At 33.4% G+C, this 16,814-nt stretch carries 17 protein-coding genes; 12 read left to right on the top strand and 5 right to left on the bottom strand.

Translation table 11 applies throughout. The features are described from left to right. Position 1: 1 nt before the first annotated feature. The 7 genes from GC105_RS03970 to GC105_RS03940 all read left to right on the top strand — a co-directional run bounded on the left by GC105_RS03970 (position 2) and on the right by GC105_RS03940 (position 9,627). Positions 2 to 817 (top strand): ABC transporter ATP-binding protein, encoded by an 816-nt coding sequence (locus tag GC105_RS03970; protein WP_152801953.1) that lies wholly within the window; start codon positions 2 to 4, stop codon positions 815 to 817. Continuing rightward, positions 814 to 4,527: a cobaltochelatase subunit CobN gene (locus tag GC105_RS03965; protein ID WP_343029944.1), complete on the top strand. Its 3,714-nt coding sequence runs from the start codon at positions 814 to 816 to the stop codon at positions 4,525 to 4,527. Before GC105_RS03970 ends, GC105_RS03965 begins: the two co-directional genes overlap by 4 nt. Continuing rightward, positions 4,524 to 5,066, top strand: coding sequence for a hypothetical protein (locus GC105_RS03960; RefSeq protein ID WP_246169710.1), 543 nt, complete (start codon positions 4,524 to 4,526; stop codon positions 5,064 to 5,066). Before GC105_RS03965 ends, GC105_RS03960 begins: the two co-directional genes overlap by 4 nt. Positions 5,067 to 5,084: 18 nt before the next feature. Continuing rightward, a complete protein-coding gene (gene srtB / locus GC105_RS03955; RefSeq protein WP_193708275.1) occupies positions 5,085 to 5,837 on the top strand; it encodes a class B sortase in 753 nt (250 codons plus the stop codon). 167 nt (positions 5,838 to 6,004) lie between these two features. Then, entirely contained in the window at positions 6,005 to 6,616 is a 612-nt protein-coding gene (locus GC105_RS03950; RefSeq protein WP_152801949.1) for an NEAT domain-containing protein, read from the top strand. Between the two features lie 22 nt (positions 6,617 to 6,638). Next, a complete protein-coding gene (locus GC105_RS03945; protein WP_152801947.1) occupies positions 6,639 to 7,679 on the top strand; it encodes a magnesium chelatase ATPase subunit I in 1,041 nt (346 codons plus the stop codon). A 1-nt stretch (position 7,680) separates the two neighbouring features. Continuing rightward, positions 7,681 to 9,627 (top strand): magnesium chelatase subunit D family protein, encoded by a 1,947-nt coding sequence (locus GC105_RS03940; protein WP_152801945.1) that lies wholly within the window; start codon positions 7,681 to 7,683, stop codon positions 9,625 to 9,627. A 341-nt stretch (positions 9,628 to 9,968) separates the two neighbouring features. Here GC105_RS03940 and GC105_RS03935 read toward each other — a convergent pair whose 3' ends face one another. The 4 genes from GC105_RS03935 to GC105_RS03920 all read right to left on the bottom strand — a co-directional run bounded on the left by GC105_RS03935 (position 9,969) and on the right by GC105_RS03920 (position 14,063). Next, positions 9,969 to 11,021, bottom strand: coding sequence for a hypothetical protein (locus GC105_RS03935; RefSeq protein ID WP_152801943.1), 1,053 nt, complete (start codon positions 11,019 to 11,021; stop codon positions 9,969 to 9,971). 157 nt (positions 11,022 to 11,178) lie between these two features. Next, positions 11,179 to 11,817, bottom strand: coding sequence for a response regulator (locus tag GC105_RS03930; protein WP_152801941.1), 639 nt, complete (start codon positions 11,815 to 11,817; stop codon positions 11,179 to 11,181). Beyond that, positions 11,807 to 13,204: a sensor histidine kinase gene (locus GC105_RS03925; protein WP_152801939.1), complete on the bottom strand. Its 1,398-nt coding sequence runs from the start codon at positions 13,202 to 13,204 to the stop codon at positions 11,807 to 11,809. Before GC105_RS03925 ends, GC105_RS03930 begins: the two co-directional genes overlap by 11 nt. Positions 13,205 to 13,469: 265 nt before the next feature. After that, a complete protein-coding gene (locus GC105_RS03920) occupies positions 13,470 to 14,063 on the bottom strand; it encodes a M23 family metallopeptidase (protein WP_152801937.1) in 594 nt (197 codons plus the stop codon). A gap of 89 nt (positions 14,064 to 14,152) precedes the next feature. On the opposite strand from GC105_RS03920, the gene GC105_RS03915 reads away from it, so the two are divergent. The 5 genes from GC105_RS03915 to GC105_RS03895 all read left to right on the top strand — a co-directional run bounded on the left by GC105_RS03915 (position 14,153) and on the right by GC105_RS03895 (position 16,611). Next, the gene (locus GC105_RS03915) at positions 14,153 to 14,977 is read left to right on the top strand and encodes a polysaccharide deacetylase family protein (protein WP_152801935.1); all 825 of its coding nucleotides are present in this window, start codon (positions 14,153 to 14,155) and stop codon (positions 14,975 to 14,977) included. Positions 14,978 to 15,042: 65 nt separating this feature from the next. Then, positions 15,043 to 15,327 (top strand): sporulation protein YabP, encoded by a 285-nt coding sequence (yabP, locus tag GC105_RS03910; protein WP_152801933.1) that lies wholly within the window; start codon positions 15,043 to 15,045, stop codon positions 15,325 to 15,327. Positions 15,328 to 15,343: 16 nt separating this feature from the next. Beyond that, positions 15,344 to 15,811, top strand: coding sequence for a spore cortex biosynthesis protein YabQ (gene yabQ, locus GC105_RS03905; RefSeq protein WP_152801931.1), 468 nt, complete (start codon positions 15,344 to 15,346; stop codon positions 15,809 to 15,811). A gap of 66 nt (positions 15,812 to 15,877) precedes the next feature. Beyond that, positions 15,878 to 16,177 (top strand): FtsB family cell division protein, encoded by a 300-nt coding sequence (locus GC105_RS03900; RefSeq protein WP_152801929.1) that lies wholly within the window; start codon positions 15,878 to 15,880, stop codon positions 16,175 to 16,177. A gap of 29 nt (positions 16,178 to 16,206) precedes the next feature. Further along, positions 16,207 to 16,611 (top strand): S1 RNA-binding domain-containing protein, encoded by a 405-nt coding sequence (locus tag GC105_RS03895; protein WP_152801926.1) that lies wholly within the window; start codon positions 16,207 to 16,209, stop codon positions 16,609 to 16,611. Here the strand turns inward: GC105_RS03895 and GC105_RS17020 are convergent. After that, on the bottom strand, positions 16,601 to 16,814 hold a 214-nt coding region (locus GC105_RS17020; RefSeq protein ID WP_207706935.1), incomplete at its 5' end, for a hypothetical protein. The genes GC105_RS03895 and GC105_RS17020 overlap by 11 nt on opposite strands.

The following is a 16,814-nucleotide window of genomic DNA, read 5'->3' as shown; positions in this document are numbered from 1 at the left end:
GATGGGAAAAGAATTTATTTTAGACATTGAAGATGTTAATGTGAGTTATAAAGATAAAAATGTAATAGAAGAAATAAATTTACAAATTCCAAAAGGGAAAATAGTTGCCGTAGTGGGTCCTAATGGATGCGGGAAAACAACCCTTATTAGAACAATAAGTAGAAGTATCAAACCCAATAAAGGAAAGATTCTGTTAAACGGTGAAAATATATTTAAAATGAAGATAAAATATTTGGCTAGAAAAATGGCTGTATTAAGTCAAAATAATACTAATAGTAATGATGTAACTGTAAAAAATCTAGTGCAGTATGGTCGCTTTTCTCATAAATCGTGGTGGAAAGGGTCAGAGATAGAGGATAGTAAAATCATTAACTGGGCGATCAAGATGACGAAGTTAGACGCTTTATCTCATAGGAAGATCAATACACTTTCAGGGGGAGAAAGGCAGAGAGCTTGGATAGCAATGGCTCTAGCCCAAAAACCAGAAATTTTACTTCTAGATGAGCCCACCACCTACTTGGATATTGCCCATCAGCTTGAGATTTTGGAATTGATTTCAAAATTAAATAAAGAAGAAGGAATTACTATCCTAATGGTTTTACATGATATCAATCATGCAGTTAGATTTTCTGATGAATTAATTGTTTTAAAAGATCGAAGAGTGGTTCGACAAGGCGATCCTTGGATGATTATAGAAAGTGAAGTATTACAAGAAGTTTTTCATGTAGAGGCAGAAATCATAATGGATCGCGAAAATCATAGACCCATTTTTTATGCTACGAAAGTACAGAATGAACATAAGGGGGATGAAAAGTGAAGATTACATTTGCAACAGTCTCTGCATCGGTAATACATAAATTAATTCACGCAGAAAAAGAAATAAGTGAAAACTACCCACAATCTTTAGAATTAAAGCTTTACGATACTGCCTCTCCTATGAGTGAACAACAGATTAAAAAAATGACCAAGGATATTATGGATAGTCAGATGGTTTTCGTAGATTTAATGGGAAGTACACCAACCATTATTAAAGCGATATATAAAGCCCTAGAGGGATGTACCGGAAATATTATCCCCTATGGAAATAGCGCTAGAGAATATCTTCGACTTGGAAAATTTACAGCTGATAAATCTGCTGAAAGAACTGACAGTAAAATGAACATGGATACCATGAAAAAAATGAAAAACATGGCAGATAAAATGGGTAAAATCATACCACAAAAAGTAAAAGATATGCAAAATTACGGCCTTATCATGAAGTATTTTAGAGTAGCAGATAAACATAATATACAAAACATGCTTTATCTCCTACTACGAGAATATGGGCGTCAAAAGGAGTTACCTCAGCCCAAAGAACCCAGAGAGGTCAATGGTGTGTATCTAAGTGACCCGATAACCATGAGTTTTTATGATGATTTTGAAAGTTATCAAAAAGATTTTCCCTTACATCCAGAAAAGCCGATTGTGGTCATTCTTTTTTATGGACATACCTATCCAAACGATACTTCCAGTTGTGTAGGCATGATACAAGAGAGTATGAAAGAATTCTCCAATGCAATTCCTATAGCTGTGTCAGGGCCTTTTGAAGAGAATGAAGAAAAGTTGAAGGAATTCCTTTTGCAATCCATTGGTGCCCCAGTAGATCTTATTCTAAACTTTATGTCCTTTCGTCTTGGAGCAGGACCAATGGGAGGAAACTTTCAAGCTGGAATCAATTTATTACAGGAAGTAGATGCTCCCTATTTACATCCCTTTTTTATGACAAGAAAAACCATACAAGAGTGGGAAGAATCTGTGCAAGGATGCACATCATCGGAAGTGCTAATATCCATTATGCTTCCCGAATTGGATGGATGTATTGAGACCTATCCAATAGGAGCCATGGGTGGTACTGAATATAACGGAAAATTTGATGTGGAAGTTCATGAAATAACAATCATCGAAGAACGACTTCAACATTTGATTTCCAGAGTAAAAAAACATCTTTCCTTGAGGAAAAAGAAGAACAAGGAGAAGAAAATTGCCATTATGTGTTATAACTATCCTCCAGGTGAAAGCAATTTGTTTGGAGGAGCCTTTTTAGATACTTTTGCATCCGTAGAACAAATAATAAAAGGGCTCCATACAGATGGGTATGAGGTACAACCCTTATCAAAAGAAGAGCTCATGGATATATTTACAGCAGGTAAGGCAGTGAATTCCGCAAAATACGGAGACGATTGGGAGGGGATGATTCGATATCCTGGGAAGACGTATAAGAAAGTCCTCCAAGACAAGTTTGATGATGGCGAAGTTATAGAAACTTGGGGGCCAGCTCCAGGGAACATTATGACAGATAAAGGTGATTTGTTCATTCCTGGAATACTCCAAGGAAATGTATTTCTAGGATTACAGCCATCTAGAGGAATCCATGAAGAAGCGGATAAGGTGTATCATGACAAAACTATACCCCCTCATCATCAGTACATAGCTGTTTATCAATGGATTCAAAAGGAGTTCCAGGCAGATGTGATCATTCATGTAGGTACCCATGGAACATTAGAATTTTTAAAAGGAAAAGAATGTGGAATGAGTGGGAATTGTTATCCAGATAAGTTGTTAGGAGATATACCTCATATATATCTTTATTATGCAGGAAACCCCTCAGAAGCAACCATTGCCAAACGAAGATCCCATGCCAATCTTATTGGGTATCAACCTCCATTATTTGTTCAGGGAGAATTAGAAGAGAGGTATTCTAAGTTTACGATAATGTTGGATAATTACCATCAGTCCATTGCTATATCTCCAAGTGCAAGCCAAGATATAAAAGACAGTATATTGAAAATGGCTGAGGAATTACATATGCCACAGAATCTTGAAGAAATAGAATGTGAGCTGTATCGCATGAAGACAAGTCTTATTCCTAAAGGGCTACATACATTTGGTGTAGGATTTGATAGTAAACAAGCAAAAGTATATGCAAGAAGTTTACTCGACTATGGACATGGAGATAGATCATCTCTTATAAAGTTGATTGCTAATGTGAAAGGATATAATCTGGAACAATTATTTCAAGAGGATGATTATGGAGCCATTAAAGAATTAAAAGAAGAAGCAGATATTTTATTTGATGCTTATTTAAATGATGGGTTGATGGAAGAATTTCCGTATATACATAAAGAACAAAAAGAAGATTTTAATTACGTACTAGAATTTGGAAAAAGAATCATGGTAGACGCCAAAAAAAACCATGAGATGGAAGGGTTGTTGAGGGTGTTGGAAGGGCGGTATAATCCTGCAAAATTAGCTGGGGATATTTACAGGCATCCAGAAATTTTGCCAACGGGATATAATTTATATCAGTTTGATCCAAGATTGATCCCCACTCAGACTGCTTTTGAAAGAGGAAATCAAATATGTGCAAATACCCTTGAAATGTATAAAACAGAGGAAGGTAATTATCCACGCTCTACAGCTGTTATTTTATGGGGGTTAGAGACATCAAGAACCCAAGGGGAAACCTTTAGTCAGATCCTTTCTTATTGGGGAGTAAAAATATCATCTAAAAGGAATGAATGGGATTTAAAATTCGTGATCATTCCCATGGAAGAATTACGACGCCCAAGGATTGACGTAGTCATTCATATTTGTGGTTTTTTCAGAGATATGTTTCCGAATTTAATTGAAAGTATGGATGATGTATTACATCAATTGGTTATATTAGACGAAAAAGAGGAAGAGAATTATATCAAAGGAAATACTTTGAAAAACTATGAGAAGCTCTTAGAAAATGGATATGAAGTAGAAGAAGCCAAAGAACTTGCCAGGGCGAGGATATTCGGCCCAGGAGAAGGAGAATATGGAACGGGGATCACAGGCATATTTGAAACTAAAAACTGGGAAAAAGAAGAGCAGATTGGCAACGTATTTTTGGATAAGCTGCAGTATGTCTATAATAGACGTGACCGAGGGAAAAAAGTAGAGGGACTTCATAAAGAAAATTTAAAAAGTGTAGAGATCATATCGCAAGTGCGGAGTAGCCATGAATATCAAATTACAGATTTAGATCACTATTATGAATTTTTTGGTGGCTTAGCAAAGTCGGTAGAAATGGTGAAAAATCAAAAAGTCAAGATGTACATTACAGATACAACAGAAGAAAAAATCTACAGCGAAAGTGTAGAAAAATCTATTGCTAGGGGAGTTCGCACACGATTGCTGAATTCAAAATGGATCGATGGCATGTTGGAACATAACTATCATGGGGTACAAAATATTTCTAAAAGATTTGAAAATATCTTAGGCCTCGCGGCCACCACCAATCAGGTAGAGGCATGGATTTACGAGGATTTATTTCAGCGTTATATTCAGGATGAAGAGCTATGTAAAAAACTTGCTGAAAATAATCCCTATGCCTATATGGACATATTGGCAAAAATGATGGAGTACTATAATAGGGGTTACTGGCAAGCCACTGCCATACAATTAGATAAGATAAAAGAAGTCTATCTTAAGGTAGAAGGAGATATCGAGGAAAAGTTATGAAACACAAATCCGATATACCTAAACGAGGAGAGATATCCATGAAAAAAATAACAATACTATTATTATTCATTTCTATTGCTATCATGATTGGGGGGTGTGCCAAAGACCCTTTAGCGAAAACCTTTGTAGAAACAGATGGCGTATTATCTTATACGGATACAAAGACCAGTCCCTTCGAAGATTCGGGATTACTCATCTCTATAGAAAAAGGAGAAAAACCCTATGCGAAATTTGTAAAAACTGATTTAACAGGTAGAGAAACCGCGGATTACTATTTATTTGATTACGCGAATAACGAAGTGGAAAAATATTATTATGTATCAGCGATGGGTACAGGCTTTTACTACTATTATGATCTAGAACAAGAAGAATTGGTTCGATTAGAAGGGGATGATCATACAGATAGCACTCAAAGTGCTAAAGATGCAGGTAGATGGGAGAGTGCCTCAGAAAATACTTCAATGGAAGTAAAAGTTCTGGAAGCTTATTTTATAGATAAATATGGCATATCCATCAAAGAGGCTGTGAAAAGTAACTAAAAAATGATAGGGGTAGCCATGGAGAGTAACAAAAATAAAACAGGATTAAAAATGATAGCTTTAATATTGATTTTCATCATTCTATATTCGATATATGTAGTTGGAAGCTATATATGGAACAGTTACAAAAATGAGCAACTATATAATGAATTACAAGAGTTGAAGAAGGAAGAACTTAAAGTACTGGAAAATAGCAATATAGAGAAGCATGTAATATCGAAATTGGAACCTTTCATAGTAATAAATTCAGATGTAGTGGGTTGGGTGAAAATTAACGACACCAAGATTGATTATCCTGTTCTGAAAACCGATAATAATGACTATTATTTATATCATAATATTAAAAATGAACAAACGCGGGCAGGATCAATCTTTATGGATTTTAGAAACGAAGGGAAAGGCTTAGATCGTAATACGATCATTTACGGTCACCATATGAAAGATAAATCTATGTTTTCTGGATTAGTCGCCTATAAGCAAAAATCATATTATGAGGAACATCCTTTTATAGAATTCGATACCTTATATAAAGAAATACAATGGGAGATTTTTTCAGCATATATTACCCCTATAGATTTTGATTATATTCAAACAGATTTCTCAAATGATAAAGAATTCGAAATGTTTTTAAAAGATATTCAATCGCGTTCGCTCTACGATACGACTGCACACTTATCGAAAAACGATAAGATATTAACGTTATCAACTTGTACTTACGAATTTGAAAATGCAAGATTTACTATTCATGCGAAGATGGTTGAAAGCAATTAGAACCAAAAATTTATGGTATGTCTAATCAGTCCTGATACGATCCAAATAAATATTTTAAAATGTATGATCATAAAATTAGATATTACAGTTTGTTTTTTCTAATATTTTTCACAGAATGAAGAGAACAGCTGATATCAATAATACAAATTTAAAGGAGGAAGAGTAGTATGACTATTCAAAAGAGAAAAGGAAATTTTATTTTAACATTAGTAGTGGGGTTCATATTAATGATATCCATTGGGTCTTCCGTTCAAGCAGCTGTATCCTTACAAGATGCTACTTATAACATCGGAGTTAAGGTATTTAAGTCAGGGGAAACGACTGAATCTAGAAGTGCAGGTTCAGTGAAAAGCCCAGCCAAAATCGTCGTTTCAGGAGGTAAAATTCAAGCACAAGTAGCTTTCAAAAATACAAGCTTAACAGAGGTTAAAGTGGGAGGATCATCCGCTAAAGTTATCTCTACATCAGGTGAATGGACAACCTATCAATTTTCTATATCTAATGAAAATGCAACGGTACCTGTTAGTGTGATGGTACCGGCAATGGGGGCAACACAAACGATTGATCTCTCGTTTCAAGGGAACACAGCTGATTTAGTACAAGGAACAGAAAAAAAAGATACCACGACGAATAAATCAGCTACTTCAGATACAAAGAAAAATACTAACAAAACGGAATCACCCAAGACAGCAGATGATTTTAATATTCTAATAACAGTATTAAGTGCAATGTTTGGTATGATCGCATTATATGGTGTCGTTAAAAAAGTGAAACAATAATTAACAAAGGAAGGAGAGTATAATGAATCAGGCAAATAGAAGTTATCCATTTACTGCCATTGTAGGGCAGGAACAAATGAAAAAAGCATTACTGCTCAATATAATCAATCCACTATTGGGTGGCGTGTTAATTAGAGGTGAAAAAGGTACCGCGAAATCCACTGCCGTTCGAGCCTTAGTAGAACTACTCCCTCAAAGGATTCAAGTAGATGGTTGTATTTTTGGATGTGATCCTATTGATTCAAGCAGTTTGTGTAGCCAATGTAAGGACAAGTTGAAAAATAATGAACTTTTGCCTGAAACATTTGGAAATATGAAGGTAATTGATTTGCCTATAAGTGCTACTGAAGATAGAGTGGTAGGAAGTCTTGACATTGAACATGCCATAAAAAAAGGACAAAAGAGATTTGAACCGGGGATTTTGGCGCAAGCAAATCGTAATATACTTTACGTAGATGAAGTCAATTTGTTGGAAGACCATATTGTAGATGTTTTATTAGATTCTGCGGCAATGGGTGTCAATACCATAGAAAGAGAGGGGGTATCCTATTCACATCCTTCAAAATTTATATTGGTAGGTACCATGAATCCTGAAGAAGGGGACTTGAGACCTCAATTTTTAGATCGATTTAGTATGGTTGTGGATGTTTTAGGAGAAAGAGATAAACAGACTAGGATTGAGGTTATTAAAAATAGATTAGAATATGAAAAAGATTATAAGGAATTTTCAGAGTCCTTTGAAGCAGAACAAAAAAGTTTGCGGGAACAAATCTTAATAGCACAAAAGATACTTAAGGATGTCACTTATGAGGAATCGATTTTGGAATTGACTGCAAGAATAAGTATTGAAATGAATGTAGATGGACATAGAGCAGATATTGCAATGATTAAAACAGCCATGACTATTGCAGCTCTTATGGGTAGAAAGATGGTGTCTAAAGAGGATCTATTAGAAGCAGCTGAGCTAGTACTTCCCCATCGAATGAGAAAAACGCCCTTTGAAGAAGGAGCATTTAATGTAGATCGGGTTTCTAAAATCATAAATGAAATTGAGGTGGCATAGTATGTCCATTTCTGTCTTTCCTTTTGCTGCTATTATTGGACAAGAAAAAGTAAAGAAAGCACTCCTAGTTAATGTAATTAATCCTAAAATCGGAGGTGTGATCATAGCAGGAGAAAAGGGAACTGCCAAGTCTACTTTGGTGAGAGGGTTGGCGGAAGTATCAGGGAGTAGGCAAGTGGTTGATTTACCATTAAATATCACAGAGGATCGGTTGGTTGGTACCATAGACATGGAAAAGGCGTTGACGGACGGGAGAAGAAGTTTCGAACCAGGAATATTTCAAAGAGCCCATGAGAATATATTATATGTAGATGAGGTTAACTTATTAAGTGATCATATCGTAAATGTGCTTTTAGGTACAGCGTCTTCTGGAGTAAATAAAGTTGAAAGGGAAGGGATGTCATATTCCCATCCTTCTCAATTTATCTTGGTAGGTACTATGAATCAAGAAGAAGGATTATTAAGATCGCAGTTTCTAGATCGCTTTGGATTGTATGTAGAGGTAACAGGTTCAAAGAGTTTATTGGAGCGGAAAGAAATTATTGCAAGAAGGTTGGAATATGAAAAATCTCCAATGGATTTTATCAAAAGTTGGGAGATGGAAACCTACTATTTAGCACAAGAGATTCAAGAGGCTATGGAATTTTTACATAGAGTGAAGGTGTCAGAAAATGTAATGGCTTTGACTGCGCAAATCGTAGAAAGTTCAAATTGCGCGGGTCATAGAGCGGAATTGGTTATTATTGAAACTGCTAGGGCTATGGCAGCTTTAGAAAAAAGAACAAACATCATTATAAAAGATATTAAAGAAGCCGCGGATTACGCACTTCCCCATAGAAAAAGGGAACCTCCCAAAGAGACTCAAGCTCCTCAAGAGGCGGAACAGGATGAAGAAAATCAACAAACACAGGAACAACAAGAGACACAGGAACAACAAGAGACACAGGAAGAAAAAGAAACACAGGAACAGCAAGAACAACAGCAAGATAATCGTTCAAAGAAAGAAGAAAGTGAACAGCCTGACTTACCTCCAGATGATAACATGGAAAATAATAGGCATAATGAGGAAACTCAAAAAAATCCACAGAATGATCAAACTAGTGTTGATCAGATAGATGAGATTGGTAGAACTTTTGTGGTGAGAAATCTTAATATTAAACCCATGGACCGAAAAAAAAGAAAAGGAGAAGGAAAACGAGCCAAAACAAAGACGGATTCCAATAAGGGTCAGTATGTAAGAAATGGTATACCAAAAGGGAAATTACATGATATCGCTTTCGATGCCACAATAAGAGCAGCAGCCCCTTTTCAAGCGTACAGAGAAAATCACGGTCTATCTATTGCCATAGAACATACTGATTTTCGTGAAAAACGAAGAGAAAAACGTACAGGGAGTACCATTCTATTTATTGTAGATGCTAGCGGGTCTATGGGAGCAAAAAAAAGAATGTCAGCAGTAAAAGGAGCTATCGTATCATTGCTAAACGATGCTTATCAAAAGAGAGACCAAGTGGGACTTATTGCTTTTCGGAAAAATGAAGCAGAAACCGTATTGCAGATAACTAGAAGTGTAGATTTAGCACAGAAGTGTCTACAGTCCTTGCCTACAGGTGGGAGAACCCCTTTGGCAGCGGGCTTGTTAAAAGGTTATGAGATTATTAAAAATGCCACAAAGAAAAATCCTGATATCCTTCCTATTATAGTATTAGTTTCCGATGGTCGGACAAATGTATCTCTCCAAGAAGAAGATGCTTTTGAGGATGCGCTCAAGATGGCAAAGAAACTGAAAGAGGTAGGGATACAATCAATAGTTGTGGATACAGAAAATGATTTTATTAAACTGGGGCTTGCCCAAGAGATTGCACAGGCCATGGGAGCGAAATATTTTAAGGTAGAAGAGTTAGAAGGAGACGGTCTTGCAGATGCCGTCAGAGAGTACAGTATCTAATAGGAGAGGAGAATTTACCACCAAAGATATTTTATAATTTTTTTAAGAAAAAGGATAATGGTAATTCTTCGATCCTTGGACTTTATCAGTCAGTAGAAGCCTGCAAACTACGACGGGAGTCTTATTGCCTGTTAATGTGGAATAAAACATTATTAAACTAGATGTTATATATAATAGAGTCTAGATCGTACTTATTATTAGGGGGGTCAGTTTCAGGAAAGACAACTTTTGAAAGATAAAAATAAAGGTAAGATAGCCCTTTGGGACTACCTTACTTAAAAATTTATTATCTATTTAAAGCTAATTCACAAAGATTATTGCACAATCACGAGAGACAAAACTTAAAATCTTCCTTTAATAACATCATCTTCTTCTATAATACCTGCTTCGACTAATGCTCTTTGGAAGGAAGTATTTTCACGAGACATTCTAACGGTTGCACCCGAAATAGTGTCATAAGATTTCTGAATTGAGTTTGTCGCACCACTTACTGTGTCTTTATTAAGACCAAAGAAATTTTCTTCGTTGACACTGATAGCATAGTCATTGCCATTATATGCTTTGCCTGTATAACTTACAAGTCCTTTCATATCAGTAGCGTTTTTCCCAATTAGTGTTTCTTCAATATTTTTATAGTTTCCATACCAACCACCTGCTGAATGATAACCATAAGTTGCAGCCATAGGTTGTGGAGTGCCGTCTACAAAAGATACTCCTGATAACTCTAGTAATTCTTGAACTGTTGTATCATTAGTAATGCCTTCATAAGTACCGCGTACACTGTAAACATGAGAATAATCGCTTATATCTAAAATTGATGTATTTTCAATATCTTCCCATGTTTCTGGTTTAATTGCTCCTCCACTTGAGGTTCTAATTGTTGGTACAAATCCATTGTTGATTGTCAAATCTCCGATTGGCGTGCTAAAATCATAATTAGAATCAAATTTAGACTCTAAAATATAACGAATCATTGGATCTACAACACCATAAGCGACAGTACCATTATCATCAACACCTACTACAAATAATGACATTGTGTCATTAACTTTAATATCAAACATTGAAATCCCTTGCTCAATGTCATTATCCCCTAGAACTACTGCTTGTGGCTCAATAGAAGTATCAAAGGAAACAACCGCTGTTGGATCATTTCTTTTAATCCATTGATCATCTTTAAGAACTAAAAAGTCCATATCCACAGCTGTGATTATACCATCACTGTCAAGTGTTAAAGTAGTTTCGATTTTTTCAGTAGTATCTTCTAAAGACACTCCATTTGCTTCGTCTTTCCATGAATAACCTGTATATGCACCAGAGTAATCGGGTTTATTACATGCTGCAAGTGCAAATATAAATATCCCTAACAACATAAGTACTAATAATTTCTTCATAGTAAAACCTCCATTTTATATTTTTAAACTTGTTTGGAATTAATTGTTAATTTGTAGACAAACGAAAATATACTTTTTGATAACTTGCTTATATATTATCATTGCTTGTATATATTTTGATACTTGTCAAATGTCCTTTATACAAGACAAAAGTCCTTTATTTAAGGGATTTTTGCCTTATCCAATAGAGTGCTGCTTCAGTACGATTACTAACATTTATTTTTTTTAATATTATACTCACGTAGTTTCGAACGGTTTTCTCGGTTATAAACATCTCTTTAGATATCTTTTTATTAGTTTTACCTTCGCTTATCAAATTTAATATTTCTTGCTCCTGTTGTGTTAAATTTACATCATCAGTATCTTTGTTCTTTAACAGACCTAATACTTTGCTTATAACATTAGGATCTAGTATGGAATCCCCTTTTGTTACACCTCTAATTGAAGATATAATTGTTTTACTATCAATATTTTTAAGTAAATATCCATCTGCACCAGCTTTAATAACGTCTACTATTAAAGAGTCTTCTCCATAAGCTGTTAATATAATTACTTTAGTTTGTGGACACATGGTTTTTATAGTCATACAACCTGTAACGCCATCTCCATCAGGTAATTTAATATCTAATAAAACAACATCTGGTTCAAGTCCTTTAATGTTTTCATATGCTGCAGTTAATGTACCATACTCTCCACAAACCATCATATCTGAGTTTTTTTCGATTAAGGATCTTATGCCTAACCTGACAACAGAATGATCATCTATTAACAATATTTTAATTATATCATTCTTCATAATTTATCCCCTCCCAAGGTACTACAAGTATTACTAATACTCCAGCGCTGCTGCTATTTATATTAAAGTCGCCATTAATTGAAATTGCTCTTTCTTTCATAGCAGCTAAACCATAATGTTTAAAGACATCAATGTCTTTCATATATATACCTTGGCCATTATCAGAAATTGATACTATTAATGATTTTAGATTGGACTTAATATCTATTTTAACTTCACTGCCCTGAGAATGTTTAATCGAGTTACTTACTGCTTCTTGAATAATGTAATATATTTGTACCAATCTCTCCGAGGATATATGTCCCAAAGTCATTTCAGGAACCTTATAATCCAAGACAATAGTTAGGTTGCTGACATTTTCTAGTTTATCAATCAGTTCAATTAATTTATTTTTGAACTCATTGATATTAAATTTTTCAATTGAGGATTTACTGATGAAGCCTCTTATTTCGTCTATTACTAGATTAAGAAGATTTTTTATATTTATTAATTTATCTAACTCTTTATCATCTTTATCTTCTATTAAATTTTCAATAGCTAATCCTGCTGCAAAAATATTTTGAATAACTCGGTCATGTAATTCATGCCCTAAGTTTCTTCTTTCTTGCCAGATTAATTGCTGTTTACTTAACTTTTCTATTTTGTACTCTGCTTCCCACATAAATATATTGATTACATTAATAAATAAGATAGTAATAGCAATTGCGACTACTGTCCTTGCTATTTCAACTGGAAAACCCAAAAGTTGAATAAAACTCTCTTCATTTATTATATTAGCAGGGAAGAAATGATGCTTACTAACAATGAGTCCAGCAAATATACCATATAATCCAAATAAAACTGCGAGAACTTTAAATTTAATTGATATTCTTTTTAATTTTAGAGCATAAATTGTCTTCCCACTTTTATATAATCCTATACATGCAATAACACAACCTGGTAATGCTATAAAATATCTACTTGTAACATTAAGAGTTTTTAAGGTTTCAATGTAATTATCCATACTAGAAAGTAATAATAAAAATGCGGCAATCCAAAATGTGAATATTAATAGTGGTATTTTCATAAAATATTTTTTTATAATCACTTCATCTTCAAAAAGGTTAATACCAAACATCCATAAGAAGACAAAGGAAAGGGTATTTAAAAAAGTACTGACTATAAATAATTGAATACTGTATTGAGGATATTCATTCCATATGAGTACCATCAATATCCACTCAACTAGCCCGTGAATAATACCGAAATAACCTAGTTGTTTAATAGCCCTTAATAAAGGAAGATTACTGTCTTTTAATGTCCTTTGTTGAAAGGCTGATATACCCATACAAAAAAAAGCTAATCCGTAAATGAAAAACAATAACATATATGTGTTACCTGTATACAATTTGTAATCTCCTTTTGTATCTTTTTAAATCATATAGTCCCTAACAAAGCGTAACTTTTACAATGTAAATAGTTATTACATAGTAATTACCCAACTTAGCAATGATTATAACAGAATAAAGCATTGATTAAATGTAATAAAAAATTTAAGTGGTTATATTGTAAATTCTCATAGCAATTATAGTTCATATTTCTCAATTTCTCAAATTTCTAATAAGTCTCTATTAGTTTGTCTAACACTTATTATAATTTCATTGAAATTTTTATTACTTGACTATGTTAGCCGTACTTGTTTTTTGTGTTACATACAATTTTGTTTCTAAAAATGGGAAATATTCTAAAATAACTTCTCTTTTATCATTGAACCTTATTTCAAAGTGAAGATGTGGGCCAGTGCTATTGCCAGTGCTACCCATTAGTCCAATTTTATCTCCTCTTTTTACTCTCTTGAATTTTTCTATTAAACAACTATTTAGATGGGCATATAAAGTGCTGTAATTGTCGTCGTGGCTTATAATAATGCAATTACCGTATCCATCCTTAGGGCCTGAAAATATCACCTCACCATCCATAGCTGCAAAGATCGGAGTATCTTCTTCATTTGCGATATCTACTGCTTTGCTATTTTCATGAGTTCCAGGTTTATCTAGAGCTGTAATAAGTCCTTCGGTCGGAAATAAGAAGAGTAAAGTGTCGCTTACTATATACTCTTTGTACTGACCGGTTTCTGACTTTGTTCCTAGAGAGTGTAAATATAGAGACAAGGTAAAAAGCGCTATAAGTAGTAAAAGCTTTTTATTAAAAGTCACAAAGTTATTAAATCTTCTTTTTATTTTCAAATTTCTTCTATAATTATTCATTATAATTACTATGTTCAATATTCATAATTTAGTAATTAATCGCTCTTATCTTTAATAAAATTATATAAGTATATATTAAAGGAGAGTCTATGAAACTTAAGTACACTTATTTACCATTTATCCTAATTTTCATTATTTGTATGATAGTTATTTCTCTAGTAAATAATTTCTTAATGTCGAGTCAAGAAATTAGCGTGGAGATAAACAATTCAGATAATGAACAGAAGGATTGGTTCATACAAAAAGAAGAAAACAATGAGAGACCAACTTTTCCGACTTATGTTGATCAATATATTGATAAATATAAAATCTTTGTAGTTGGGGGTAAAGATAATGAAATATATCTAACATTTAACTGTGGATATGAACATAATAATTATACTATGGATATCTTAGATATTTTAAAAGAAGAAGACGTTAAAGCAGCTTTTTTTGTTACAGGTGGCTATTTGCGTAGTAATACAGAAATAATAAAGAGAATGGTGGAAGAAGGTCATATAGTAGCTAATCATGGAAATACTCATGCTGATTTATCAAAATTAGAGATACAAGAGATTAAAAAGGAAATCGTAGATTTTGAAAATAGTTACAGTGAAGTCACTGGACTAAGTTTTGATAAAAAGTATTTCAGACCAGCTTCTGGAATCTACACAGAACAAGTTTTAGAAATAGCGTATGATCTTGGTTATACATCTGTATTCTGGTCTTTGTCTTATATGGATTGGGAAATAGATAATCAACCAGGAAGAGATGCTGCTTATAGCACAATTATGAAATATTATCATGATGGTAGTATATTTATGCTTCATACTGTTTCTAAAAGTAATGTGGAAGCTTTAAAAGATGTAATAGTTGAATTAAAATCTAATGGTTATATATTTAAAACCCTTGATGAATTTCCTAATAATGATTAAACAAGCAAGGAATATCTTAGATATATACTACATATATATAGTATATATCTAAGGAGGTGCAACTAATGGATGCAAAGAGAATTGAAGGAAGTGGGAAGATAGAGCTTTTGTCAAGAGAGGAACTTCGACTTACAGGGGTAAAAGATGTGCATAGTTTCAATGAAGAAGCAGTGATACTAGAGACAGATTTAGGCTTGCTTACTATAGGTGGGGAGGATCTACATATAGTAAAATTGAATTTAGAAGAAGGTGAATTAGAGGTTAAAGGGCTCATTAATTCATTTGTATACAACGATGAATCCAAGCTATTTTCAAAGGGAGAAGGTATTTTCAGTAAACTCTTTAAATAGAATATAGGTGACTAATATGTACGAAAATATCTATTTGCAATTATATGTTTTCCTGTACACTCTATATGGTGGAATTATAATAGGGATTGTTTATGATGTAGTGGATGTATTAATAAGTGGAAATATAATTAAAAGAAGATCAATTACTGATCTATTATTCTGGGCTGTTGCCTTTACTATTGTTATTGGATTATTATTTTATGTAAACAATATAACATTTAGAAGCTATGTATTGATTGGATTTGCACTAGGGTGGTTTCTTTATTTTCTGACATTAAGCAAACTATTTAGAAAGATTTTTATTATCATAAAAAATATATTGAAACTAGTTATTGGAAAAGTAGTAGCTGTTTTAAACATTATATTTTTTCCTTTCAAAAAACTATTAGGAAAGAAAAGAAGAGTTGATTTATGCCTTAAAAAAATTTACACTAAGATATATAATGATTTTCAAAAATACAAAACATATCTTTTTAAAAGTTGAATTACTTGTATTTTTGACCGATTTATGAAATAATGTACTTATTATTCATAAAGGGGAAGGCAGTCGGTGAGAAAGAAAAAGAAGAAGAAAAAACTAAGCAAAAGGATGCTATTATTACTAGTAGTATTAACAGGTTATTTTCTTATCAATATAATCTCAGTCGAAATTCAGTACTATAAACTTGAAAATCAAAAGAATAATCTTGAAATCCAGCTATCCCAAGAAAAGGACAAACTGGAACAACTTGACAATGAATTAGAGCAAATAGGTTCTGATAATTACGTTGAAATGTTAGCAAGAAAATATTTTGGACTAGTTTATCCCCAAGAAAAAGTTATTATAGAAGTTGATACAGAAAAAAAATAGGTTTAATTTAACGAGGAGGATTTTTGTCAATGCCATTTGAGGTTAATCAAATAGTAGAAGGTGTAGTAAAGAGCATAACAAAGTTTGGAGCATTTATAGATATAGGAGGAAAAGTTGGTTTAGTCCATATTTCTGAAGTCGCAGATGGATATGTTAAAGAAGTTTCTGATCATTTAAAAGAAAACGATACTATAAAAGTAAAAATAATATCTGTTGCTGAAGGGAAGATAGGTTTATCTATAAGACAAGCCCAACCTAAAAAAGTAGAACAACAAAGACCAAGAAATAATAATAATTTTAAAAAGAGCAATGTAACTAACCACGCCCCTACTTTTGACGATCGAGTTTCTCAGTTTCTAAAGGATAGTGACGAAAGACAGCAAGCTCTAAAAAAAAGTGCAAAAAAAACTAAAAATAGATGTTTTAATAGATAATGATGCATCCTAATGGATGCTTTTTTATTATCGCGAAAACAATGAGCCAAGCGTCTGCAAGCAGACGCGAAAGGACGATGAAAAGAAAGAGAAACAGGCGAAGCGTGTTTGGCTGTCTTTGAAGAGGAATAAATGTCTGCTTGCAGACATTTGGCGAATGTCCGCGTAGCGAAACATACTCGCTTCCCTCGTCTATTTCGCTA

Source organism: Alkalibaculum sporogenes (assembly GCF_009362815.1).
Lineage (GTDB): Bacteria > Bacillota > Clostridia > Eubacteriales > Alkalibacteraceae > Alkalibaculum_A > Alkalibaculum_A sporogenes.
This window is presented reverse-complemented; position numbering and strand designations above follow the sequence as displayed.